The sequence below is a fragment of the Symbiobacterium ostreiconchae genome (assembly GCF_055396975.1).
Map to the genome: position 1 here is coordinate 57,193 of NZ_AP042454.1, position 22,903 is coordinate 80,095.

Here is a 22,903-nt window from a genome sequence, read left to right on the forward strand (position 1 = left end):
CTACTGCTTGCTCAGCAGGCCCATGATCTGCAGCAGTTCAGCCATCTGAGCCTCCTGCGACTCCAGGAAGGCGGCGAACTCCTCGGCGTTGCGGTAGGCCGGCGCCCAGTTGTACTGCGCCAGGGCGTCCTTCCAGGCCTGGGTCTGGACCATCTTCTCCAGGGCGTCGGAGAGGAACGCCTTCGCGTCCTCGGGCATATCGGGCGGACCGAAGATGCCGCGCCAGACTTCGAACTCGGCGTCGATGCCCATCTCCTTCAGAGTTGGGATGTCCTTCAGGCGCGGGTCGGTGTAGCGCTGGGGCGCCGTGATCGCCAGCGCCCGGATGGTGCCGGCCTCCAGCTGCCCGACCAGCTCGCCCACGCCGGTGGAGGCGACCTCAATAGATCCGCCCAGCAGCGCCGCGGTCAGCTCAGCCCCGCCGGGGAAGCTGACGTAAGGCACATCCTTGATGGAGACCCCGGCCTTGAAGGCGGGCAGCATGAAGGAGAGGTGGTCCATGGAGCCCGGCGCCGAGGCGCCGCCCACCGTGACCGCCTGCGGGTTCTGCCGCAGGTCTTCCATCAACTGGTTGATGTCGGTGTACTTGGAGTCGGCCTTTACGGCGATGATCTGGTAATCGGTGAAGAGCTGGGCCAGCGGCGTGAGGTCGCGGAAGCTTTTGGGCGTGGTACCGTTCAGGTGAATCAGCAACAGGGGCGGCGAGTAGACCACCAGGGTGTTCCCATCGCCCTTCTTCTCATTCACGACGTACTCCAGGGCGATGGCGCCGCCGCCGCCGGTCCGGTTCTCCACCGGCATGCTGACGGGGACCAGCTTCTCTTCGGTGAGGACCTTGGCGGTGGTGCGGGCCGTCAGGTCCCAGCCGCCGCCGGCGCCGGCCGGGGCGATGACGATGATGGGCTTGTCAGGGTACTTGCTGCCTGCAGACTGCTGCGGCTGGGAGTCCTGTGAGCCCGGCGCGGCCGACGGACTGGAAGAGCAGGCGGAAAGGAGCACCAAGAGGATCACCGCCAGCGCGGTGAACACGTAACCCCGGGAACGACACGCCATACCGAATACCTCCCGTAAGATTCAGCCGACCATTTACGTTGCGGTGTTGATCCTGTGCGCCCCAGACCTCGGCGGCGGGACACAGCCTGAGGTGTTTCGGGCCGACGCAAAGATCTGCAACCCAGCTTAGAGAACATTTAATTGGCCGCGACTGTTTAAACTCCTCCTATAGATTTAAAATCTGTTTTTAAAGCCATTGTTCGGAACACTTTGCACCTGAGTGTCACACCTGGGTGTTGCACCCGGGTGTTGCACCTGGGTGTTGCATCTCGGTATGGCTTCACTTACGGGCGATGCAGACTCATAGATGTCGACCGCTGGGCTGCACCACTTCCCCATGAAGCAAAAAAAGACCGGGAGGAGACGCGCGCTGCGTCCCCTCCCGGGGCCCATGCGAAACCGGCTCTCTACTTGCGCCCGCCGGCCGCCGCCCACTCCTCCAGCATGTCGGTGGTGACGGACTTCGGCCGCTCGATCGGGTAGCCCAGGGCGCGGTCCCAGGTGATGTTGGCCATGATCCCCAGGGCCCGGCCCACGCCGAACAGCACGGTGTAGAAGTCCCACTCCCGCACGCCGTAGTGCCACTGGATGACGCCGGACTGGGCGTCGACGTTCGGCCAGGGGTTCTTGGCCTTGCCGTGCTCCATCAGCACGCCCGGGGCGACCTCGTAGATCATGCTGACCAGCTTGAACAGCGGGTCGTCGGGCAGGTGCTTCAGGCAGAACTCCCGCTGCGCGGTGTAGCGCGGGTCGGTCTTGCGCAGGACCGCGTGGCCGTAACCCGGAATCACCTGGCCGGCGTTGAGCGTATCCCAGAGCGCCTGGGTGACGTTCTCCCGGGTCGGCTCCACGCCCTCGCCCAGCTTCTTCTGGAAGTCCATGATCCAGCGGAGGACCTCCTGGTTGGCCAGCCCGTGCAGCGGGCCGGCGAGGCCGTTCAGCGCCGCCGAGTAGGCGTAGTAGGCGTCGGAGAGCGCCGAGGCCACCAGGTGGCCGGTGTGGGCGGAGACGTTGCCCGACTCGTGGTCGGAGTGAAGGATGAAGTACATGCGGGAGACGTCGTCATACGGCTTCGGGACGCCCATCATGTGGGCGAAGTTCGCGCCCATATCCAGGTCGCGGTCGGGCGGAATGTGCACGTCGTCCTTGTACTTGTAGCGATAGATGTAGGCGGCGATCATGGGGATGCGGGCCACCAGATCGCTCGCGTCCTCGTACATGTACTCCCAGGCCTTCTGCTTGTTGTACTCGCCCGAATGGTAGTACTGTGCGAACTTGGACTCCCGCTGCATGGCCAGGATGCCGGCGGAGAGCATGGTCATGGGATGGCTGTCCTTGGGCAGCGCCCGGATGACGTCGTAGACGTACGACGGCACGATCCGCCGCTGCTTCCACTCCTCCACGACCTCGTCCACCTGCTCCTGGGTGGGAACCTCGCCGGTCAGGAGGAAGAACCAGAAGGCCTCCACCGTCGGGTACTCCCCATCGCGCGCCTTGGGCAGCGCCTCAAACGTCTCGGCGATGGTCTTGCCGCGGAAGCGGATCCCCTCCAGCGGATCCAGGTAGGAGATGTCGGTGACCAGGCAGCGGACATCCCGCGCCCCGCCGATGGCCTGTGCAATCGTCACCTCATCGATGACGACGTGGCCGAACTCTTTCAGCAGGCGCTGGGTCCGAGGGCGATGCTCTTCGATCTTCCGTGCCAGGGTCGCTTTCAGCTGAGACACGATCCCCTTCCCCCCTCGGTCTCGATCTCTTTGGCCTACTGCGCCAGCACGCCGGCCTTCAGCATCTCGATGAGCTTCTTGACGCCCTGGGCGCCCTTGTCCAGCGCAGCCTTCTCCTCGTCGGTCAGGTCGAGCTCGATCACCCGCTCCAGGCCGCTCCCGCCGAGCACGGTCATCACGCCCAGGCACATGTCGTTGTACCCGTACTCGCCCTCCAGATAGGCGATGGAAGGCAGGATGCGCTTGCGGTCGTTCAGGATGGCGTCGATCATCTCCACCAGGGCCATCCCCGGCGCATAGCCGGCCGAGGTGCCCATGAGGTTGACGATCTCGCCGCCGCCCTTGCGGGTGCGCTCGACGATGGCGTCGATGGTCTCCTTCGGAAGCAGCTTCTCCACCGGGATGCCGCCCGCCGAGGTGTACCGCACCAGCGGCACCATGTCATCGCCGTGGCCGCCGAGCACGCAGCCCACCACGTCCTGGAACGAGCAGCCGATGGCCTCCGCCAGGAAGGTGCGGAAGCGGGCCGTGTCCAGCACGCCGGACTGGCCGATCACCCGGTTCTTGGGGAAGCCTGAGGCCTTCAGGGCCACGTAGGTCATGGAGTCCACGGGGTTGGTGAGGACGATGATGACCGAGTCGGGGGCGTACTTGGCCACCTTCTGGGCCACGTCCTTCACGATGCCCGCGTTGGTGTTGACCAGGTCCTCACGGCTCATGCCGGGCTTGCGGGGAACCCCGGCGGTGATGACCACCACGTCCGCCCCGGCGATGTCGGCGTAGTCAGCCGTGCCCGTCACGCGGGTATCGCTGCCGTACACGGGCATGGCCTCCATCAGGTCCAGGGCGACGCCCTTGGCGTAGTTCTCCCTCGCGGGCAGGTCGACCAGCACGATATCGCCCAGGCCGCGGGCGGCCGCGAACACAGCGGTTCCCTGGCCGGTGAACCCGGACCCGATAATCGCGATCTTGTTGCGCTTCATCCCGTCCTAGCCCCTTTCCCCTGCTGCCATGCGGCTACATGTTCTTGATGATCAGCCGGCCGAACTCGGAGCACTTCACCTCGGTGGCGCCCTCCGTGAGACGGGCGAAGTCGTACGTCACCGTCTTCTGGGCGATCGTGGCCGAGAGGCCCTTGATGATAAGGTCGGCCGCCTCGTGCCAGCCCATGTAGCGGAGCATCATCTCGCCCGAGAGGATCACGGAACCGGGGTTGACCTTGTCCAGCCCGGCGTACTTGGGCGCGGTGCCGTGGGTGGCCTCGAACAGGCCGTAGCCGCCGCTGTAGGAGATGTTGGCGCCGGGCGCGATGCCGATGCCGCCGACGATGGCCGCGACGTGGTCCGATAGGTAGTCGCCGTTCAGATTGAGGGTGGCGATCACGTCCCACTCCTCGGGCCGGAGCAGCAGCTGCTGGAAGGTGATGTCGGCGATGCGGTCGCGGATCAGGATCTTGCCCTCGGGCATCTTGCCCTTGTACTCGTCGGACCAGAGTTCGTCCTCGGTGATCACGTACGGGCGGAACTCCTCGATCGCGACCTGGTAGCCCCAGTCGCGGAAGGCGCCCTCGGTGAACTTCTGGATGTTGCCCTTGTGGACCAGCGTGACGGACTTGCGCTTGTTGTCGATCGCGTACTGGATGGCGGCGCGCACGAGCCGCTTGGAGCCGAACTCCGAGACGGGCTTGATGCCCACGCCGATCATGTCGCTCTTGTCGCTGTTGGGGAACTTCACGCCCATCTCCTCGGCCAGCAGGGACTGGACCTTGCGGGCCTCGGCGGTGCCGGCCTTCCATTCGATGCCGGCGTAGATGTCCTCGGTGTTCTCCCGGAAGATGACCACGTCGGTCTTCTGCGGATCCTTCACAGGGCTGGGCACGCCCGGGAACCAGCGCACGGGCCGGACGCAGGCATACAGGTCCAGCACCTGCCGCAGGGTGACGTTCAGCGACCGGATGCCGCCGCCCACCGGCGTGGTCAGGGGCCCCTTGATGGCGACGCGGTATTCGCGGATGGCCTCGACCGTGTCGTCGATCAGCCACTCGCCGAACTTGTTCAGGCACTTCTCACCGGCGTAGACCTCGAACCAGGCGATCTTCCGCTGCCCGCCGTACGCCTTCTCCACCGCGGCGTCAATCACGGGCTGCGCAGCCGCCCAGATGTCGGGCCCCGTGCCGTCGCCCTCGATGAACGGGATGATCGGATTGTCCGGGACGACCAGCTTGCCGTCTACCATGGTGATCTTCTGGCCTTCGGGCGGGGTCAGCTTCGTAAACTTCGCCACATCAGCACCTCCATCGTCGTTCACGGCCTTCCGGGCCGCGTGGAGGGCGCAGGCAGCCTGCTGGAGACGGCCCCTGTGGGCACGGGGCCAGGTGAGCCTGATCCCTCCGGATATCGCCATCTGGCCGGGGCGCGGTGGGCTGTCCGCGCCGGCCAAGCTCGTGAAAACTATCACAGAATGAGCACAGCGGAGGATAGCCGGGGCACAACGGTACTATGTTCACATCGTCCTCACGCACTATAGTACCAACTCTTCGTCCGATGGGGAAGTGCCATTGACGTTTCGAAGCTAAAAATATCGGATTTGGCTTTCACGCGCGAACAGGCCGGGGGCTCCGCGCCTGCGGAGCCCCCGGCCTCGCCGTGCATCGCCGATGGCTCAGCCGCGGGTGGAGTACCCGCCCTGCAGCCCCCGGGTCGAATAAGTACCTGCCCGTGGCCGGCGCGGCGGGGCGGGTTCCGGCTCTCCGGAAGCCTGCCGGGCCTCGCCGCCCGCGCCGAAGGCCTGTTCGGCGAGGCCGGGAAGCAGCGCCGCCATGGCCGCCTGCTGCTGGACCGCCTGCTGCGCGAGCAGCTGCTGGGCCAGCGCCTGCCGCTGGAGCCAGAAGGGATCGGCGCCGGTGGCGGGCGTGATCGGCGCGGCCGCGCCGGCATCGGCGCCGGTGCCCGGCGCCTGCGCCAAGGGACCCGGCGGCGCCGGATGCGGGAAGCCTGGCGCCTGCGCCATGGGGCCCGGCGGCGCCGGATGCGGGAAGCCCGGCGCCTGCGCCATGGGGCCCGGCGACGCCGGATGCGGGAAGCCCGGCGCCGGCAGCCCCTGGACGCTGCTCTGGGGGCCGTGCGCCGGGGTGCCGGGGAAGCCTTGCCCCGCGGCGCCCGGGAAGCCCGGCGAAGGCAGGACGGTGAAGCCCTGCGGCGCCGTGCCCGGGCCGTCCTGGGCCGTCAGCGGCGGAACCCCCGGGGCGGGCGCTGCGGGGGCCGCCCCGGGCGCCTGCCCGAGCGACACCTCCGTTCCGGCCGGCACGGACGGCTGCATCAGCTGCGCCGTCTGGGGATGGGCGGGGGGCAGCGGCATGTGAACCGGCAGGGGAGGCATGGCGGGCGGGGGACCGGGCAGCCGCATTCCGCCCGGCGGGATGAAGGGCGGCGCGGCGATGAAACCGTGTCGCATCGGTCAACCACCTCTCAGGGCGCATTTCGCGTGACTGACGCCATCTTATGGAGGTTCGGCCCGATCGGTCCCTGGGACGGTTCGCCGCCGGGTGAATATGCTGGGGTCCGGGGGGTGCAGTCCTGTGGATGGCGAGAAGGCGCGCCTGGCCATGGGGTACTCGCGGACGTCCTTCCTGTACGACCTGCTGGCCGGACACGGTTACCTGGCGGCCATCCGCCGCCTGCTGCCCTGGGTGCGGGTGGGGCCCCGACCCGCCATCCTGGACGTCGGCTGCGGCACCGGCCTCAACCTCTTCGAGGCTGCGCGCTGGTTCGCCCCCACGGGCCCCCTGGTCGGCATCGACATCTCGCCGGGGATGGTGGCCGTCGCGGCCGCCAAGGCCCGGCAGCTCGGCATCCCGGCCACCATCCTCCTGGGGGACGCGGAGCGGCTGCCGTTCCCCGACGGCGTCTTCGATCTGGTGATCTGCAACTCGGTCTTCCACTGGTTCCGGGACCGGCCGGCCGCCATGCGGGGGCTCGCCCGGGTGCTGAAGCCCGGCGGGCAGCTGGCGCTCATCACCGCCACCGCTCCGGGCTTCCGGGAGTGGTTCCTGCTCATCGACGCCGTGATCCGCGCGGTCCTGGGCCCCCACCGTGCGCCGCCGATGCCGGAGCTGCCCACCCCGGCCGAGCTGGCGGTCCTGATCCGGGAGGCCGGGCTCGCCGTCGAACGGATGGAGAACCGCATCCAGCGCGACCTCATCACGCAGCCGGTCCCCTTCGTGCAGATCATGTCGGTCATCGCCCCCACCTGGTCCGGGGACCTCACCGAGGCGGAGGTGCGCCGTGTGCAGACCGCCGCGGCGCAGCTCATGGCGATGGCATGGCCCGAGGGGTTCCCCTTCACCTGGTCCGCCGTGGAAGCCCTTGCCAGGAAGATACTTTAGGGGCTTGATATTCGCCCTTCGCATGTTAAACTTGGTGTGCACAAAGGTGCTGTTGCGCCATGCAAGCGAAGGGGCGACGATCGGGTGCTGGAGTCGTATACCATTCGTGACATCCGCCAGCTGAAAGCGCTCAGCCACGCCGTGCGGGTCCGCATTCTCGCGGCCCTGGCGGAAAAGCCGATGACCGCCAAGCAGCTGGCCGACCTGTTCGGGGAGGAGCCCGCCAAGACCAGCTACCACGTGAAGCAGCTCCTCAAGGTCGGCCTGGTGGAACTGAAGTTCACCCGCGAGACCCAGAACGGCATTGTGGAGAAGTATTACCAGGCGATCGCCCGGGAGTTTCAGACGGACCCGCTGCTGACCGCCCGGCCAGGCGCGCCCAGCCGGGCGGAGGCCGGCCTGGTGCGGGAGCTGAACCAGGTTCAGTCAGACTTCCTGCGGGCCTTCCGGGCCGGCCGCGCGCAGTCCGCTGCGCAGGATGCGGCCGGCAGCTCGGTCCACCACGGCCTGCACCGCCTGAACCTGGACGGTGCGCGCCGGGAGGCGTTCCTCCGTGACCTGCGGGCGCTCCTCGCCCGGTACGAGGACGCGGCGGGCGGTCACGCCTTCCACTTCCTGGCGTACCCTTACCCCGGCACGTCCGGGCAGGGTTAGCGCTGTCACCTCGGCCCGCGGCTTCACATAGTGTGGGAGCAAGGCTCCCTCTCCAGGAGAACCTCGGAGGCCACGAGTCGAAAGGAGCGCAAGCGGATGAACTTTGGTGGATTTGGCACCGGCATCGCCGCCTTCTCCCCGTTCATCGGCGCCCAGGCCGGCGCCACCGACCTGGCGATCTGGCCCGGGGCGGCCGCCTACCCCGCCGCCAACGCAACCGTCTACCGCGTGTACGAGTACGCCGTTCCGGTGACCACCGTGGCGACGGTACCCTCCGCGTATCCCACCACGGCCGGCATCCCGGGCATCGCCGGCTACCCGGGCTGGTACGGCGTCTGATCCTGGCCTACATTGCGAAACCGAAGGGGTCCGTGCGGACCCGACCGCCTGCGCTGAGACGCGCAAGGGCCGTGGGCGTTCCCCACGGCCCGCTGGTTTTGATGCGCCCGTGCGGCATCAGAGGGCGCGGCTGCCCCGCACGTCCCACAGGTAGCCGGCCAGGAGCACTGCGCCGGCGGCGAGGAACCAGAGGCCGGCCTGCCGGTTGAGCGCCGCGGCGTACAGTCCCCCGGCGTACAGCAGGGTGGAAACCAGGGTCACGGGCACGGCCCGCGCGACCCGTCGGCCCGCCAGCTCCCGGAGCGCACCGGCGTAGGCGGACCACCCGCCGAACAGCTGAACCAGGGAGGCGTACACGGCCTGAAGCTTGGGATCCGCCAGGTAGAACACCTCATAGCCCAGGGCCTGCGCAACCGGATCGGCCCAGAGCGGCAGCGAGAAGAGCGCGGTGAGCGCCGCAGGACCCCAACGCTCGGCCCCCCTCCGCCTTCGCGGCTCCTTCCCGCTCATCTGACAAACCGCCTCAGCACTTCCATGAGCTCGGCGACAGCGGCATCACCCTCGCCGCGCCGGACAGCCGCGGCCATGCAGCCCTTCACGTGCCCCTCCAGCAGCATCAGGCCCACCCGGTTCAGGGCCGCCTCCACCGCGGCCACCTGGTTCAGGATGTCGACGCAGTACCGGTCCTCTTCCACCATGCGCTGCAGGCCCCGCACCTGGCCCTCGATCTTCTTCAGCCTGGCGAGAATCCCTTCCTTGTCGCGCACCAGCGGCACGCGCACGCTGAGCCGGTTCTCCGCCATGGGGAAGCCCTCCTCCTTCCTCACCCGTGGACGTGCCGCCTGTGCGCCCGCGACTGCCCCAGCAGGAACAGCCCCCAGATCAGCGACAGGGTCATCGCCGCGCACCGGGCGAACTCGAACTCCTGGACGTAAGGCAGCGTCGGGTGCGTCATCCACAGGCGATAGTCCACCGCGTCCTGCACCACCATCCACAGCAGGGCCAGCCCGGCCGCGGTCGTCGCAGGCGGGTACCGGCGCGCAAACAGCAGCCCCTGCACCCACATGCCCAGATGGGACAGGCTCAGGTGGACAAAGTCGAACTCCCAGCCGTACTTGATGCCGGCCTGCGGCAGCACCGTGGCGGTCCACAGGCCGTACTTCATGTTCGAAACGAAAGCCACCGCCCCCAGGAGCTGCATCCCGGGCCTCCGCCAGTCCGCCCCGGCGAGCATGAGCCCCAGCCACAGGGTGAACAGAAAGGTCGCGCCCGGGCTGTCCGGCACGATGAACCACCGGGCCGGCGGCGTCTGCGACAGCTGCGGCCAGTACCAGTAGAAGCCGTAGAGCGAACCCAGGAAGTTGACGGTGAGGAGCGCCCACCACCAGCGGCGGTCGTCCGTGACGCTCCGCAGAAACGCGCGCAGCCAGTTCATTCCCCGATTCTAGCCCCTCGCGGTGGGATTACGGACTTTCCGGCTCTTCCGCCGGACCCTCTGGTGGGTTCGAGGCCAGCTCGGCGTACTCCTTCATCTGCTCCAGCGTGAGCTGGCCGGTGTACCGGACCTGGATCACGCCTTCCGCATCAATGAAGAAGGAGGTCGGAAGTCCCGATACCCGGTAGGCCCGGGCCGCCGCGCCGCCGTCGTGGCCGATGCTGAAGGTGAGGCCCATCGCCTCGGCGAAGCCGGCCATCTTGGCCGCCGACTCGGTGGGGTCACCGCCCACCGCCACCACGCGGACGTCCTCGCCCATCTCCTGGTGGAACGCCTCCATCTCGGGCATCTCTTCCTTGCACGGGGGGCACCAGGTGGCCCAGAAGTTGAGAAACACCGGTGTGCCCTTCAGATCGGAGAGGGTGATGACCTCTCCGGTGAACACGTCCTTGACACGGAAGTCGGCCGCGAGGTACCCCGGCAGCGGCTTCACTTCCAGGATCTGAGCAGGCGCCTCTTCGGTCTCCGCGCTGCCGCCGCTGCTCTCCGGCTGTGCGGCGGGCCCTGCGGCCCCTCCGTCCGGCCGGACGCCGCCGCAGCCTGCCAGCAGCAGCGCGACGGCCAGCAGGAGAACGGAACGGCGCCATCCGGCACGACGCTTGGCCAACGTGAACATGGTACGTTCACTCCACTCCTTACCCAATCTCACATTATGGCAAGTATACCACAACCACCGGGCGCCCACCTGCCCGCGGCTTCGGGCGGAGACCGAACCTTGGTTTCTCTGGTTACGTATTAACATTGTGAGCATCGCGTACGGCGCGCCGTCCCCTGGCGGTCGGCCGTCCGGCACCAGAGCCGCTGAAGGAGAGGTTGCCCTTGAACGCCAGCGAAGCGCTGTCCCGAGTCACCCAGAACATCGAGCGGGTGGTCGTGGGGAAGCGGCGCGAGATCCAGTACGTCCTGGTCGCCCTGCTCTGCCAGGGGCACGTGCTGATCGAAGACGTGCCCGGCGTCGGCAAGACCACGCTGGTCCGCAGCCTCGCCCGGTCGCTGGGCTGCGAGTTCCGCCGCATCCAGTTCACCCCGGACCTGCTTCCCACCGACGTCACGGGGGTAAGCGTGTACAACCAGAAGACCGGCGAGTTCGAGTTCCGCCCGGGGCCCATCATGAGCCAGATCGTGCTGGCCGACGAGATCAACCGCACCTCGCCCAAGACGCAGTCTGCGCTGCTGGAGTGCATGGAAGAGGGGCAGCTGACCGTCGACGGCGTCACCCGGCGCCTGCCCCGCCCCTTCCTGGTGCTGGCCACCCAGAACCCCATCGAGTACGAGGGCACGTTCCCGCTGCCCGAGGCGCAGCTTGACCGGTTTCTCCTGAAGCTGCGGCTGGGGTACCCCTCCCTCCGGGAGGAGATGACCGTCGTGGAGCGGTCCAGGCGACCGCCGCTGGAGGAGCTGGAACAGGTGCTTACGACCGGCGAGGTGCTGGCGCTTCAGCAGGCCGCCCGGGACGTGCACGTGGACGAGTCGGTGCTGGAGTACATCGTGCGCGTCGTCCAGGCCACCCGGGAGCACCCCCAGGTCTACCTGGGCGCGTCGCCCCGCGGATCCATCGCCCTCTACCGCACCAGCCAGGCGCTCGCCCTGACCCGGGGCCGCAGCTACGTCACGCCGGACGACGTGAAGGAAATGGCGCCGCTGGTGCTCGCCCACCGGATGATCCTGCGTCCCGAGGCACAGCTGCGCGGCGGCGGCGCGGAGGCGCTGGTCGCGGACCTGCTGAGCCAGGTCCAGGTGCCGGCGGGGTTGAAGAGCCATGCGGCGCGGCGCGCGTGAGTGGCAGCTGCCGGCCCTGATCGCCGCCGCCTACGCCGCGGCCCGGCTCAGCGGCGGCAGCCTTCCGTACTTCGCGTTCTACCTCTTGCTCCTGCTGTGGGCCGGGGCCTGGCTGTACACCCAGTATGCCTCACGGCGCATCACCGGCCACGTGGCCGTCGACCGCCGGCAGGTGGAAGTGGGCGAGGCCATCCAGGTGAAACTGCGGCTGGAGAACGAGGGCTGGGCCCCGCTCCCCTGGGTGGAGATCGAGGACGGCACGCCACAGCACCTGCTCGCCAGCGACTGCCCCCGGGCGGCTGGATCCCTGCCGCTGGTGGGCAGCCACCTCGTACAGATGACACTCACCGCCCGGCGCCGGGGGCAGTGCGAGGTGGGGCCGTTCCGCATCCGCACCGGCGACGCGCTGGGGCTGTTTGCGCGTGAGGTGGTCGTGCACTCGGGCGCGCGGGTGACCATCTACCCCCGGGTCCATCCCATCGACGACCTGCCCGTGCCCCTGGCCCAGCCCTTCGGCCCGGTGCGCACCCAGGAGCGGGCCTTCGAGGATCCGTCCAACCATGCCGAAATCCGCCGCTACGTGCCCGGCGACAATCCCCGCCACATCCACTGGCGCACCTCGGCCCGGATGGGCACGCTCATGACCCGCCAGTTCGAGCTGAACGCCACCACCCAGCTCATCCTCTTCGCGGACTTCCACCGGGAGGTCCAGGTGGACGGCTCGGCCGCCGGCGGCGGGTCGACCGCGGAGGTCACCGCGGAGATCGCGGCCTCGCTGGCTGCCCTCGGCATCCGCCGGAAGATGGAGACCGGCCTCTTCTGCACGGGCCAGGCCCGGTTCGCCGTGGGACCGGGCAGGGGCGAGCGGACCTTCCGCGAGATCATGGAAGCGCTGGCCCGGGTGGAGCCCGTCGGCGAGGTCCTGCTGGAGCGGCTGCTGGAGAACGAGGCAGGCCACCTGGCGCACCGGGCGACGCTGGTCGTCATCACCCCGCGGCTGACTCCGCGGCTGGGCGACCAGCTGGTCGCCCTGCGCGCCCGCCACCGGGTGGTGCTGATCCTGCTGGATGCACCCACCTTCGCCCCGCCGGGCCTGGCGCGGCGGCAGATCCGCCCGGCGGACCCGCAGCTCCTCGAAGTGCTGGTGAGGCGGGGGCTGTGGGTCTACGTGGTGCCGGCAGGCGCCGACCTGCGCCGGCTCTCCGGCCTGCGCCTGCTAGGGGGAGAGGGGGTGCGTCCATGTCAGCCGCCCGCCCGTCCGCGGGCTACCAGCTGACGCTCCTGCTCATCTCGGCGGGGCTGGTGGCCCTGGTACTGCAGTCGCTCAACCAGTTCTGGCATATGGAGCTGCCCCCGGAGCAGCCGCTGGCGCTGGCGCTGGGCAGCGTGGTGTGGGGCTGGCTCTGGTGGCGCAGCCGCACGCTGGGCCTGCTCACCACCGCAGCGGCGGGGGCGGCCCTCCTGCTCGCGGCCCGCCACGTGCCGGAGGCCGCCCGCTGGGCGGCGCGGGCCGCGGCCGACGGGGCGAGCCTTGCCCGGGAACTGGCCGGCGGCAACCTGGGCACGACCTTCGGGCCCGCCATCGGCGTGGTCCTGATCGTCCTGGCCGCCGCCGGCGCCGGCCTCGTCGTCACGGGCGAGACCCTGGGACGGGGACGGACGGTCTGGACGATCGCCCTGGGCTTCCTGCTTTTTGGCACCCAGTGGGGCTGGTACTTCGAGCCGGCGGCCGTCTACTTCCCGGTCTACAGCGTGCTCGCGCTCCTGCTCTGGGTCCTGGGCCAGGCGGCCCTGCGGGAGGCCCGCTGGCGGGCGGAGGGGCGCCGCATCGGCAGGCGGCCGGCGCTGGCTCCGGGCGTCGCCGCCGTCCTCAGCCTCGCGCTGGCGGCCGCCGTCCTGCCCAGCCACTTCCGGCCGGTCAGCCTGGGTGAGATGGGCCGCAGGCTGCAGACCGCCATTCCCGCCCTGCAGCAGTTCCGGGGCGGGGGCATCCAGACCGCCGGCGACTTCTCGCTGGCCTCCACCGGCTTCACGCCGGACCTCGGCCGGCTCGGCGGCGCCGTCTCGCTGGACAGCCGGGTCGCCCTCCGCATCGCCCTGAGCGGGCCCCTCAGCCATACGCTGTACGTGCGGGGCGCCACCTTCACCACGTACACCGGCTCCACCTGGGAGATGGGGGACACGCCCGCGTTCGAGCCCGGGGAGGACGGGCTGCCCTCCCAGATGGGCGAGCAGACCTCCCGCCGCAGCCTGATGGCCGAGATCACCCCGGTGCTCAGCTTCGGGCGGACGATCTTCCATGTGCTGGAGCCGGTCCGCATCGACGGCCTGCCCGGGTACACCGCGGATGCGGATGCCAACCTGCTCGCGCCCCGGCCCGTTGCGCCGGGTGAGACGTACGGCGTCACGGCCAGGCTCCCGCTCTACCGAGCCGAGGAGATCCGGCAGTCCCCCCCGTACTTCGCCGGCTCGGTTCTCGCACTGCCAGCCGAGCCCGACGTCAGGCGCTACCTGCAGCTGCCGGCCGGGGTCGTCCCCGATCTCGGCCGCTACCTGCAGCTGCCGGACCTGCCGCCCCGGGTGGGCGAACTGGCCCGCCAGATCGCGGCAGGAGCGGAGCACCCCTTCGACCAGGCGGTCGCCGTCGAAGCCTACCTGCGGCAGATGCCCTACACGCTTACCCCGCCGCCAACGCCGCGGGACCGCGACTTCGTGGACTACTTCCTGTTCGACCTGCAGGAGGGCTACTGCACCTACTACGCCTCGGCCATGGTGGTGATGCTGCGCGAGCTGGGCATCCCCGCCCGTTTCGTGGAGGGCTACGCCATTGGGGCCTCCTCCCCCTTCACGCTCAACGAACGGGGCTGGTACGTCTACGAGGCCCGCAACTCCCAGGCCCACGCCTGGGTGGAGGCGTACTTCCCTGGCTACGGCTGGGTCACGTTCGACCCCACCCCCCGGAGCGACCTGCCGGTCATCGCCCGCACGTCCACGCCTGCGGCGCCTGCCGCCGACGAACCCGAGGTGCCCGAGGACACCGCCGCCGACGCTCCCGACAGCCCGGCCCGGCCGCCGGGCGGGCGGGAGGAGCCCGAGGCGCCCGAATCCGGCGGGGCGGCCCCGGTGCAGGAGCCGCGCGACTGGGCCTGGCTCGCCGCTCCCCTGGCCGCCGCGGCCGTCCTGATCCTGCTGGTCGCCCGGGTCCTGGGGGCCCAGGAGCGGTTCCGCTACCGGGACGCCCGGTCCGTGGTGCAGGAGGCCTGGGAGAAGGCCGCCTGGCTCCTGGGCCGCTTCGGCATCGGCCGGCGGCCCCATGAGACGGCCCTGGAGTACGCGGAACACGTAGCCCGGGCGCTGCCGGCCCTGCGGGAGGATGCCCTGCAGGCGGCCGCCGACTACGCCGCCGCCCGCTACGGCCCGCCCGGCCGGCCGGTGCCCGCGGAGCACGCGCGACGGGCCCGCGCCTTCTGGCAGCGGGCCAAGGATGCGCTGTTCGACCGGTACGGCTGGCGGACGTACCTCCTCCGGCGGCTGGGGTGGCGGCCGTTCACCGGTTGGCGGCGTGTGGCCGGGGAGCGGCGGCGACGCCGGTGAACGCGAGCAGCGCTGTGGGCACCGCCGGCGGCGTCCCCGGAGGCTGCCGGGTTGACAGCCCGCGGCGGTCCTGGCGATCATGGGTGGCTCCGGCTATCCCCAATGCGGCGGCCGGTCGAGCATGTCCTGTTCCCGCCCGGGCCCGGCCAGCACGCGGGCGCCCTCCCGGGCGAGATCCATCGTGAGCGAACGGGCGTCGCTGCCGGCCCACTGAAAGGCGGCCTCCATGGCCAGGGCCACCGGCTCGGCGGACTCGGCCACCAGGGCGAGGACGCTGGGCCCGGCGCCGGACAGCGCCACGCCCAGAGCCCCCGCACTGAGGGCGGCCTCGAAGACCGACCGCATCCCCGGCACCAGTGAAGCCCGGTAGGGCTGGTGCAGCCGGTCCTGCATCGCCACGCGCAGCAGATCGATGCGCCCCTGCGCCACCGCCGCCACCAGCAGCGCGGTGCGGTTCAGGTTGTAGACGGCGTCCTGCAGGCTGACCTGCGCGGGCAGCACGCCCCGGGACTGCTCGGTCTTCCTGCCCTTGATCTGGACCTCGGGCATCACCACCACCGCCCGCAGTCCCCGGGGCGGCGGGAAGCGGAGGTACAGCGGCCCCCGCTGGGGATCCATGCACGACACCGTAAAGCCTCCGACCATCGCCGGGGTCACGTTGTCCGGGTGGCCCTCGATCGCCACCGCCATACGGAGGAGTTCCTCGCGGGTGAGACCCGGTCGCCCGGTCCGCTTCTCCACCAGGGCGTTGGCGGCCACCAGTCCGCCGACGATCGCGGCCGCGGAGGAGCCCATGCCGCGGGCCACCGGGATGGCGACCCGCTCGCGGATGAGGAGGCCGTTGGGCTCGTAGCCGAGCCTTTCGAACACCCGGCGGGCGGCCTGGTAGACCATGTTCTGCTCCGGGTCCTTCAGCGCGCCGGCCCCGGCCCCCTCCACCTCGATCACCACGTCGTCGATGCCGGTCTCGTCCATCTCGATCACGTTGCGGAGCTCCAGCGCCACGCCCAGGGTGTCGAAGCCCGGGCCCAGGTTGGCGCTGGTCGCCGGCACACTGACCCTGACCATGGCGGACTCAGCTCCCGGAGAGGATCAGCCGCTCCAGCCGGCCGTAGTCCGCAGGCAGTTTCTCGGGCGGACGCGAGACCCGGATGGCGGTGTCGGGATCCTTCAGCCCGTGGCCGGTGAGCACGGCGACGACCTTCGGCCGGCCGCCCCGGCCGGTGAACGGACGGGGCTCGGGCGGCGGCGCCGGCTCCCCGTCGATGAAGCCGCCGGCCTGCCCCTCGAAGTAGCCGCTTTCGCTCAGCTTGATCAGCCCGGCCACCGAGGCGCAGGAGGCCGGCTCTGCGAAGATCCCCTCGGTCGCGGCCAGCCGCCGGTAGGCCGCCAGCATCTCCTCGTCCGTCACGGCCCAGAAGGCCCCGCCCGACTCCCGGGCGGCGTTCAGCGCGCCCTGGCGGGTGGCCGGGCGTCCGATCTTGATGGCCGTGCCCACCGTCTGGGGATCCTCCACCTCGCCGCCCCGGACCAGCGGCGCCGCGCCGGCGGCCTGGATGCCCAGCATGCGGGGCAGCATGACGCCCGAGGGCGCTCCGCTGCTGCTGCACGACTCGACGGCGCCGACCCCGGCGGCGGCGTACTCCTTAAAGCCCATCCAGTAGGCGGTGATGTTGCCCGCGTTGCCCACGGGGATCGCCAGGAAGTCGGGGTAGCCCCCCAGGGCGTCCACGATCTCGAACGCGGCGGTCTTCTGCCCCTGCAGCCGGTACGGGTTGACCGAGTTGACCAGGGCGATCTCCGGGTGTTCCTCCGCGAGCCGGCGCACCAGCCGGAGCCCGTCGTCGAAGTTGCCCTCGATCTGGATCGTGCGGGCGCCGTACATGAGCGCCTGGGCGAGCTTGCCCATGGCCACCGCGCCGTCGGGGATGACGACGTAGCAGGGCAGCCCCGCCCGGGCGGCATAGGCCGCCGCAGAGGCGCTGGTGTTGCCGGTGGAGGCGCAGATGACCGCCTTGGCCCCCGCCTCGACCGCCTTGGACATCGCCATGGTCATGCCCCGGTCCTTGAAGGATCCGGTGGGGTTGAGCCCCTCAAACTTCAGGTAGAGATCGAGCCCCAGCTCGGCTCCGAGCCGGGGTGCAGGGACCAGCGGGGTGTTGCCCTCCAGCAGCGTCACCACGGGGGTCGCTTCGCTTACGGGCAGGAATCGCTGATACTGCCGGATGACACCTTGCCAGCGGGCCATATGCACACCTCCAGGACGGAACGCGCCGCTACTCCTTCTTCCCAGAAGCCGCCTTCCGGCAGGCCTCGTCCATCGCCTTCGACTCGACCTCGCCCACGGCCAGCTCCAGGAACTGCGCCAGCGGCATGGGGCCCAGGTCCTTCATGCCGCGGCGGCGCACCGCTACGGCGCCGGAGGCGGCCTCCTTGTCGCCCACCACCAGGATGAAGGGGATCTTCTGCAGCTCGGCCTCGCGGATCTTGTAGCCGACCTTCTCATTGCGCAGGTCGCTCTCCACCCGCAGGCCGGCCTCCTGCAGCTTCGCCACCACCTCGCCGGCGTAGTCGTGGTGCCGGTCGGTGATGGGCAGCACCCGCACCTGCACGGGGGCCAGCCAGAGCGGGAAGTTGCCAGCGTAGTGCTCGGTGAGGATACCGATGAACCGCTCCAGCGTGCCCATGATCGCCCGGTGGATCATCACCGGCCGGTGCTCCTTGCCGTCCTCGCCGATATACTTCAGATCGAACTTGATGGGCAGCTGGAAGTCGAGCTGCACCGTGGCGCACTGCCACTTGCGGCCCAGGGCGTCGGTCACGTCGAAATCCAGCTTCGGCCCGTAGAAGGCGCCGTCGCCGGGGTTCAGCTTGTAGCTGCGGCCCATGCCCTCCAGGGCCCGGGCCAGGGCGGCCTCGGCCTCGTTCCACAGCTCGATCTCGCCCATGAAGTCCTCGGGCCGGGTGGAGAGCTTGATCTCGTACTCCAGGCCCAGGGTGCCGTAGATGGTGTCGACCAGGCTGATGACCTCCCGGATCTGTTGCTCGATCTGGTCCGGGCGGACGAAGAGGTGGGCGTCATCCTGGTGGAAGCCCCGCACCCGGAGCAGGCCGTGGAGCGTGCCGGAGGGCTCGTAGCGGGAGAGCGGCCCGTACTCGGCGATCTTCAGCGGCAGGTCGCGGTAGGAGCGCAGCTCGGCCTTGTAGAGCACGCAGTGGCACGGGCAGTTCATCGGCTTGGTGGCGAAGTCCTGGTCCTCCGACCGGATCTCAAACATGTTGTGCCGGTAGTGCTGCCAGTGGCCCGAGGTCTCGTACAGCTTGGACGAGACGATCCACGGCGTGCTGACCTCCTCGTAGCCCTGGGCCTCCTGCAGCCTCCGGCTCCAGTTCTCCAGCTCCCGGTAGATCCGGTAGCCCTTGTCGAGCCAGAAAGCGAAGCCCGGGGCCACGTCCTCGAAGCGGTACAGCCCCAGCTCCGGGCCCAGCTTACGGTGGTCGCGCCGCTTGGCCTCCTCCAGCTGGAACAGGTACTGCTCCAGGTCCTTCTTCGATTCAAAAGAAGTGCCGTAGACCCGCTGCAGCTGCTTGTTGGCCTGGTTGCCCTCCCAGTAGGCGCCGGCGACGTTCAGCAGCTTGAACGCCTTCACCCGGCCGGTGGAGGGCAGGTGCGGCCCCACGCACAGGTCGACGAACTCGCCCTGGCTGTAGACCGAGACGACCTCGTCCTCGGGGATCTTGTCAATCAGCAGCACCTTGTAGTCCTCGCCCCGCTCCGCGAAGAACCGCTTGGCCTCCTCCCGGTCCAGCTCCTGGCGGACGATCGGGTAGTCGGCCTCGACGATCTTCGCCATCTCGGCCTCGATCTTCTCCAGGTCTTCGGGCGTCAGCGGCCGGGGCAGGTCGAAGTCGTAGTAATAGGAGTTCTCGAGGGGCGGGCCGACGGTCAGCTTGGCCTCGGGGAAGAGCCGCTTCACCGCCTGGGCCATGATGTGGGTGGAGGTGTGGCGGAAGACCTCGCGGCCCTCCTCGTCTTTGAAGGTCAGGACCTGCAGGGTGCAGTCCTTCTCGAGCCGGGCGGACAGGTCAACGACCCGGCCGTCCACCTTCGCCGCGAGCGCGGCCTTGGCCAGCCCCCGGCCGATCTGGGCCACCGCCTCGGCGATCGTGATTCCCTGTGGGTACTCCCGCACGCTGCCGTCCGGCAGCGTGACGTGCACGACGCTGGACATGCTGTCGAGCCCCTTTCTCCAAAGTAAGTCATAAAAGGAAAACCTCCCGTCCCGCAAGGGACGAGAGGCCGTGCTCCCGTGGTTCCACCCTTCTTCCCGGCGCGCTGCCGGGCTCTCGCGCGCTGTACAGGGCGCCCCCTCCCGCCTTATCCCCCTCCGGCTTCGGCGGGCAGCTACGGGGTGGTTTCCCACGCACAGGGCCCCGGGGCGCTTTCAGCCTGCGGCGCTCCCTCTCTGCAGGGGATGAACGTGGTCTTGTCCCCGATCATCGCTGTTTCCGGATTTGTGTGCAAGCATACCACGGTGTTCCGGGCGTGTCAAGCGCAGACGAAGGGCCCCGGGTGCGCCGCCTAATCCTTGTCGAGGAACTTGGCCACCCGCTCCTCGTCCATCGGGGCGAAGATGCCCCGGGCCCGGGCGACCTGGTTGCCCTCGGCGTCGCGGGCCTCGGCCTTGGCCGCGATGATGCGGGTGTTCTGCTTGACGATCCACGCGCTGAAGTAGTAGGTCTGCCCCACGCGCAGCGGACGGCGGTAGGTGATCTCGATCTTGCGGGTGACCGCCAGCTGCAGCTGCGCGTAGATCAGCTGGCTCATCACCTCATCGAGCACCGTGGCGATAATGCCGCTGTGGGTGACCCCCGGCGGGCCCTGGAACTCCGGGATGGGCGTGAAGGTGCACTCGGTCCTGTCGCCGACCAGCCGTATGTTGAGACGCAGTCCCAGCCGGTTCTCCTGACCGCAGCCGAAGCACTGCCAGTGTAGACCCTGCAGGTGATCACGCTCAGAGACAAACGGTTCGCTCATACAACTACCGGCCCCTTTCGGCAGGAGATCCTCCCCGACTATTCTACCACGGATCCGCATCGGCCGACGATGCCGGGGCGGACGACCCGGCGTTGTCGGACAGCCACTGCAGCAGGTGCAGCTCGGGCACCGGCCCGGCCAGCCCGAGCCGTTCATCCAGGATGAAGTAGGGCACCGTGTTCACCCCGTACTGCTCCACCAGGTCGGGGTGCTGCAAGAGGTCGACGGCAACAGCCGTCACGCGCCCCCGGCTCTCCAGGGCGATCTCGTGGGCCAGGCGCACGGCCTGGACGCACCGCGGTCAGGCCGGGGTCGTGAGCACCTGCAGGCGGGTGCCCGCAGGCAGCGCCGCGGCCTGCTGCCGGCCCAGCGGCGAGAGGACCGATCCGCCCCGGGAAGCGGCCAGGATCGCCTCCACCAGGGCGACCAGCTCCTGGCCCTGCGGCAGGTCGCCGAAGACCATCCCCGTATCCCTGCCGTAGCCGTCCAGCAGCGTAAGCCCCTCTCCCGGCCAGGGCTCCACCGTCAGCAGCTCGCCGTCGGCCAGCTGCTCCGCCAGGGCGCGCATCTGCGCGCTGTCAGACGGCACCCGCAGCACCACGGGTCCCACCATCCGGTTCAGCCGGGCGCGGGCCTGCGCCAGCGCCGCATCCGATATCACTCGCACCGCAGACACTCCTCCCCGGTCAGGAACTTTTCGCCGCTCCGGTGTCCGACACCTGTCGCGAAAGGGTGGGCGCAGTAGAAGAAGAGAGCCGCCCCGGTGGCGGGGCGGCCTCAGCACAGATGGGTCTAGAACGGCAGGAGCCCGCTGCCGAAGGTCGCCGCGAAGACCAGCGACACGATGGTCATCAGCTTGATCAGGATGTTCATGGACGGGCCCGAGGTGTCCTTGAAGGGGTCGCCGACGGTGTCGCCGACGACGGCCGCCTTGTGCGGCTCAGAGCCCTTGCCGCCGTGGTGACCGGCCTCGATGTACTTCTTGGCGTTGTCCCAGGCGCCGCCGGCGTTGGCCATCATGATGGCCATCATGACGCCGGTCACCAGCGCGCCCGCCAGCAGGCCCGCGAGGGCGGTGACGCCCACCAGCCAGCCCATGAGCAGCGGCGCGGCCACGGCCATCAGACCGGGGACGACCATCTCCTTCAGGGCGGCGCCGGTGGAGATGTCCACGCAGCGGGCGTAGTCGGGCTTGGCCTTCTCCTCCATGATACCCGGGATCTCCCGGAACTGCCGGCGGACCTCCTCCACCATCTGCATGGCGGCCCGGCCGACGGCGTTCATGGTCAGGGCGCCGAACAGGAAGGGCAGCATGCCGCCGATGAAGAGGCCGACGATCAGCTTCGGGTCGGTGAGGGACACGTCGCCCAGGTTCGCGGCGGTGGCGAAGGCGCCGAAGAGCGACAGGGCGGTCAGCGCGGCCGACCCGATGGCGAAGCCCTTGCCGATGGCCGCGGTGGTGTTGCCCACCGAGTCGAGGGTGTCGGTGGTCTTGCGGACCTTCGGATCGAGGTGGCTCATCTCGGCGATGCCGCCGGCGTTGTCGGCGATGGGACCGTAGGCGTCCACCGCGACGGTCATGCCGGTGGTGGAGAGCATGCCCACGGCCGCCAGGGCGATGGTGAAGAGCCCCTGGCCGCTGGAGGCGCCCACCAGGTAGCCCACCAGCGTGGCGACGCCGATGACCAGGATCGGCAGGGCGGTGGACATCATGCCGACGCCCAGGCCGGAGATGATGTTGGTGGCCGGGCCGGTCCGGGAGGCATCGGCGATGGACTTGACGGGGCCGTAGTCGCCGGAGGTGTAGTACTCGGTGAGCTGGCCGATGAGGATGCCGGCGATCAGGCCCGCGACAACGGCGGTGAAGTAGATGTGGGTGCCGTAGCCCAGGAACGAGATGACGGCAGCGATGATGAGGGTGAGGATGCCCGCTGCGTAGGTGCCGGCGTTCAGGGCCTTGGCCGGGTTGCCGCCCTCCTTGCCGCGCACGAACTGGGTGCCGATGACGGAGGCGACGATGCCGCCGGCCGAGATCAGCAAGGGCAGCGCGGCCAGGTTCGGGTCGATGTCCTTGTCGACGACGGCGATGGCCATTGCGGCGATGACGGCGCCGACGTAGGACTCGAAGAGATCGGCGCCCATGCCGGCCACGTCGCCCACGTTGTCACCGACGTTGTCGGCGATGACGGCCGGGTTGCGGGGGTCGTCCTCCGGAATGCCGGCCTCCACCTTGCCCACCAGATCGGCGCCGACGTCCGCGGCCTTCGTGTAGATGCCGCCGCCGACGCGGGCGAACAGGGCGATGGAGGAGGCGCCCAGGGCGAAGCCGTTCACGATGTCCGGATCACCGAAAATGAGGTAAACCACGCCGACGCCGAGCATGCCCAGGCCCACGACGGAGAGGCCCATCACCGCGCCGCCCGAGAAGGCGATGTCCAGGGCCCGGTTCAGGCCGTGCTGCGCAGCGTTGGCCGTGCGGACGTTGGCCATCGTGGCGACCCGCATGCCGAAGTTGCCGGCCAGCACCGAGCAGAGGGCGCCGGCCACGAAGGCGATGGCGGTCTGCCACTGCATGGCGTCGGTGGTGAAGCCAGCGATCAGAATAATGATGGCCAGGGCGAGCACAAAAAAGACGAGGGTCCGGTACTCCCGGTTGAGGAAGGCCATGGCGCCGTCGTGGATGGCGGCGGCGATCTCCTGCATACGCGGGGTGCCTGGATCCTGCCGGCGGATCTTGCTGGCGAGCAGCGCGGCCACAATGAGCGCGAGCACGCCTGCAGCCGGGGCCGTCCAGGCCAGACTTGCCATGTTCACTGGGATCCGATCTCCTTTCCAAACTC

Annotated in this window: 22 protein-coding genes; 6 read left to right on the top strand and 16 right to left on the bottom strand. The window is 69.5% G+C overall.

Features of this window, described 5'->3' with window-relative positions; translation table 11 throughout:
• The 5 genes from ACZ5UM_RS00275 to ACZ5UM_RS00295 all read right to left on the bottom strand — a co-directional run bounded on the left by ACZ5UM_RS00275 (position 1) and on the right by ACZ5UM_RS00295 (position 6,233).
• Entirely contained in the window at positions 1–1,053 is a 1,053-nt protein-coding gene (locus ACZ5UM_RS00275) for a tripartite tricarboxylate transporter substrate binding protein (protein ID WP_464846019.1), read from the bottom strand.
• 407 nt (positions 1,054–1,460) lie between these two features.
• Entirely contained in the window at positions 1,461–2,780 is a 1,320-nt protein-coding gene (locus ACZ5UM_RS00280) for a citrate (Si)-synthase (RefSeq protein WP_464846020.1), read from the bottom strand.
• A 35-nt stretch (positions 2,781–2,815) separates the two neighbouring features.
• Entirely contained in the window at positions 2,816–3,763 is a 948-nt protein-coding gene (gene mdh / locus ACZ5UM_RS00285; RefSeq protein ID WP_464846022.1) for a malate dehydrogenase, read from the bottom strand.
• 34 nt (positions 3,764–3,797) lie between these two features.
• Entirely contained in the window at positions 3,798–5,063 is a 1,266-nt protein-coding gene (gene icd / locus ACZ5UM_RS00290; RefSeq protein ID WP_464846024.1) for an isocitrate dehydrogenase (NADP(+)), read from the bottom strand.
• A gap of 378 nt (positions 5,064–5,441) precedes the next feature.
• The gene (locus ACZ5UM_RS00295; protein WP_464846025.1) at positions 5,442–6,233 is read right to left on the bottom strand and encodes a hypothetical protein; all 792 of its coding nucleotides are present in this window, start codon (positions 6,231–6,233) and stop codon (positions 5,442–5,444) included.
• 124 nt (positions 6,234–6,357) lie between these two features.
• Here ACZ5UM_RS00295 and ACZ5UM_RS00300 point away from each other — a divergent pair, with 124 nt between their 5' ends.
• The 3 genes from ACZ5UM_RS00300 to ACZ5UM_RS00310 all read left to right on the top strand — a co-directional run bounded on the left by ACZ5UM_RS00300 (position 6,358) and on the right by ACZ5UM_RS00310 (position 8,157).
• Complete coding sequence (locus ACZ5UM_RS00300; protein ID WP_464846027.1) at positions 6,358–7,164, top strand: class I SAM-dependent methyltransferase; 807 nt, start codon at positions 6,358–6,360, stop codon at positions 7,162–7,164.
• A gap of 84 nt (positions 7,165–7,248) precedes the next feature.
• Positions 7,249–7,818, top strand: a complete 570-nt coding sequence (locus ACZ5UM_RS00305) for an ArsR/SmtB family transcription factor (protein ID WP_464846029.1) — start codon at positions 7,249–7,251, stop codon at positions 7,816–7,818.
• Between the two features lie 96 nt (positions 7,819–7,914).
• Positions 7,915–8,157: a hypothetical protein gene (locus ACZ5UM_RS00310; protein ID WP_464846032.1), complete on the top strand. Its 243-nt coding sequence runs from the start codon at positions 7,915–7,917 to the stop codon at positions 8,155–8,157.
• Between the two features lie 117 nt (positions 8,158–8,274).
• Here the strand turns inward: ACZ5UM_RS00310 and ACZ5UM_RS00315 are convergent, their stop codons facing one another.
• Genes ACZ5UM_RS00315 through ACZ5UM_RS00330 form a run of 4 tightly spaced genes read right to left on the bottom strand, consistent with a single transcriptional unit; the run spans position 8,275 to position 10,268 of the window.
• Entirely contained in the window at positions 8,275–8,667 is a 393-nt protein-coding gene (locus ACZ5UM_RS00315; RefSeq protein WP_464846035.1) for a hypothetical protein, read from the bottom strand.
• Positions 8,664–8,960, bottom strand: a complete 297-nt coding sequence (locus ACZ5UM_RS00320) for a metal-sensitive transcriptional regulator (RefSeq protein WP_464846038.1) — start codon at positions 8,958–8,960, stop codon at positions 8,664–8,666. Before ACZ5UM_RS00320 ends, ACZ5UM_RS00315 begins: the two co-directional genes overlap by 4 nt.
• A gap of 20 nt (positions 8,961–8,980) precedes the next feature.
• Positions 8,981–9,592, bottom strand: a complete 612-nt coding sequence (locus ACZ5UM_RS00325) for a DUF1405 domain-containing protein (RefSeq protein WP_464846042.1) — start codon at positions 9,590–9,592, stop codon at positions 8,981–8,983.
• Between the two features lie 28 nt (positions 9,593–9,620).
• Positions 9,621–10,268 carry a TlpA disulfide reductase family protein gene (locus tag ACZ5UM_RS00330; protein ID WP_464846043.1) on the bottom strand — a complete coding sequence of 216 codons (648 nt, stop codon included), beginning with the start codon at positions 10,266–10,268 and terminating at the stop codon, positions 9,621–9,623.
• 203 nt (positions 10,269–10,471) lie between these two features.
• Between ACZ5UM_RS00330 and ACZ5UM_RS00335 the strand changes: the two genes are divergently transcribed.
• Genes ACZ5UM_RS00335 through ACZ5UM_RS00345 form a run of 3 tightly spaced genes read left to right on the top strand, consistent with a single transcriptional unit; the run spans position 10,472 to position 15,025 of the window.
• Positions 10,472–11,431, top strand: coding sequence for an AAA family ATPase (locus ACZ5UM_RS00335; protein ID WP_464846047.1), 960 nt, complete (start codon positions 10,472–10,474; stop codon positions 11,429–11,431).
• Positions 11,412–12,707, top strand: a complete 1,296-nt coding sequence (locus ACZ5UM_RS00340) for a DUF58 domain-containing protein (RefSeq protein ID WP_464846051.1) — start codon at positions 11,412–11,414, stop codon at positions 12,705–12,707. Before ACZ5UM_RS00335 ends, ACZ5UM_RS00340 begins: the two co-directional genes overlap by 20 nt.
• Positions 12,671–15,025: a transglutaminase TgpA family protein gene (locus ACZ5UM_RS00345; RefSeq protein WP_464846052.1), complete on the top strand. Its 2,355-nt coding sequence runs from the start codon at positions 12,671–12,673 to the stop codon at positions 15,023–15,025. The genes ACZ5UM_RS00340 and ACZ5UM_RS00345 overlap by 37 nt, the downstream gene beginning before the upstream one ends.
• 93 nt (positions 15,026–15,118) lie before the next feature.
• On the opposite strand, the gene thrB is transcribed toward ACZ5UM_RS00345, so the two are convergent.
• The 7 genes from thrB to ACZ5UM_RS00380 all read right to left on the bottom strand — a co-directional run bounded on the left by thrB (position 15,119) and on the right by ACZ5UM_RS00380 (position 22,871).
• Complete coding sequence (thrB, locus tag ACZ5UM_RS00350; RefSeq protein ID WP_464846055.1) at positions 15,119–16,093, bottom strand: homoserine kinase; 975 nt, start codon at positions 16,091–16,093, stop codon at positions 15,119–15,121.
• Between the two features lie 7 nt (positions 16,094–16,100).
• Entirely contained in the window at positions 16,101–17,273 is a 1,173-nt protein-coding gene (thrC, locus tag ACZ5UM_RS00355; protein WP_464846056.1) for a threonine synthase, read from the bottom strand.
• A 28-nt stretch (positions 17,274–17,301) separates the two neighbouring features.
• Positions 17,302–19,257 (bottom strand): threonine--tRNA ligase, encoded by a 1,956-nt coding sequence (gene thrS / locus ACZ5UM_RS00360; protein ID WP_464846058.1) that lies wholly within the window; start codon positions 19,255–19,257, stop codon positions 17,302–17,304.
• Positions 19,258–19,607: 350 nt separating this feature from the next.
• On the bottom strand, positions 19,608–20,063 hold the full coding sequence (locus tag ACZ5UM_RS00365; protein ID WP_464846062.1) for a PaaI family thioesterase: 456 nt from the start codon (positions 20,061–20,063) through the stop codon (positions 19,608–19,610).
• A 43-nt stretch (positions 20,064–20,106) separates the two neighbouring features.
• Positions 20,107–20,346 (bottom strand): thioredoxin domain-containing protein, encoded by a 240-nt coding sequence (locus tag ACZ5UM_RS00370; protein ID WP_464846064.1) that lies wholly within the window; start codon positions 20,344–20,346, stop codon positions 20,107–20,109.
• Positions 20,347–20,364: 18 nt separating this feature from the next.
• Complete coding sequence (locus tag ACZ5UM_RS00375) at positions 20,365–20,730, bottom strand: thioredoxin domain-containing protein (RefSeq protein WP_464846065.1); 366 nt, start codon at positions 20,728–20,730, stop codon at positions 20,365–20,367.
• A 125-nt stretch (positions 20,731–20,855) separates the two neighbouring features.
• Complete coding sequence (locus tag ACZ5UM_RS00380; protein ID WP_464848248.1) at positions 20,856–22,871, bottom strand: sodium-translocating pyrophosphatase; 2,016 nt, start codon at positions 22,869–22,871, stop codon at positions 20,856–20,858.
• Positions 22,872–22,903: the final 32 nt, after the last annotated feature.

Bases quoted from the DNA above. Each gene is read 5' to 3' on its own strand.
- ACZ5UM_RS00275 (WP_464846019.1), bottom strand. From the start codon at position 1,053: ATGGCGTGTCGTTCCCGGGGTTACGTGTTCACCGCGCTGGCGGTGATC.
- mdh (WP_464846022.1), bottom strand. From the start codon at position 3,763: ATGAAGCGCAACAAGATCGCGATTATCGGGTCCGGGTTCACCGGCCAG.
- ACZ5UM_RS00295 (WP_464846025.1), bottom strand. From the start codon at position 6,233: ATGCGACACGGTTTCATCGCCGCGCCGCCCTTCATCCCGCCGGGCGGA.
- ACZ5UM_RS00310 (WP_464846032.1), top strand. From the start codon at position 7,915: ATGAACTTTGGTGGATTTGGCACCGGCATCGCCGCCTTCTCCCCGTTC.
- ACZ5UM_RS00315 (WP_464846035.1), bottom strand. From the start codon at position 8,667: ATGAGCGGGAAGGAGCCGCGAAGGCGGAGGGGGGCCGAGCGTTGGGGT.
- ACZ5UM_RS00320 (WP_464846038.1), bottom strand. From the start codon at position 8,960: ATGGCGGAGAACCGGCTCAGCGTGCGCGTGCCGCTGGTGCGCGACAAG.
- ACZ5UM_RS00325 (WP_464846042.1), bottom strand. From the start codon at position 9,592: ATGAACTGGCTGCGCGCGTTTCTGCGGAGCGTCACGGACGACCGCCGC.
- ACZ5UM_RS00330 (WP_464846043.1), bottom strand. From the start codon at position 10,268: ATGTTCACGTTGGCCAAGCGTCGTGCCGGATGGCGCCGTTCCGTTCTC.
- ACZ5UM_RS00340 (WP_464846051.1), top strand. From the start codon at position 11,412: ATGCGGCGCGGCGCGCGTGAGTGGCAGCTGCCGGCCCTGATCGCCGCC.
- ACZ5UM_RS00345 (WP_464846052.1), top strand. From the start codon at position 12,671: ATGTCAGCCGCCCGCCCGTCCGCGGGCTACCAGCTGACGCTCCTGCTC.
- thrB (WP_464846055.1), bottom strand. From the start codon at position 16,093: ATGGTCAGGGTCAGTGTGCCGGCGACCAGCGCCAACCTGGGCCCGGGC.
- thrC (WP_464846056.1), bottom strand. From the start codon at position 17,273: ATGGCCCGCTGGCAAGGTGTCATCCGGCAGTATCAGCGATTCCTGCCC.
- thrS (WP_464846058.1), bottom strand. From the start codon at position 19,257: ATGTCCAGCGTCGTGCACGTCACGCTGCCGGACGGCAGCGTGCGGGAG.
- ACZ5UM_RS00365 (WP_464846062.1), bottom strand. From the start codon at position 20,063: ATGAGCGAACCGTTTGTCTCTGAGCGTGATCACCTGCAGGGTCTACAC.
- ACZ5UM_RS00380 (WP_464848248.1), bottom strand. From the start codon at position 22,871: ATGGCAAGTCTGGCCTGGACGGCCCCGGCTGCAGGCGTGCTCGCGCTC.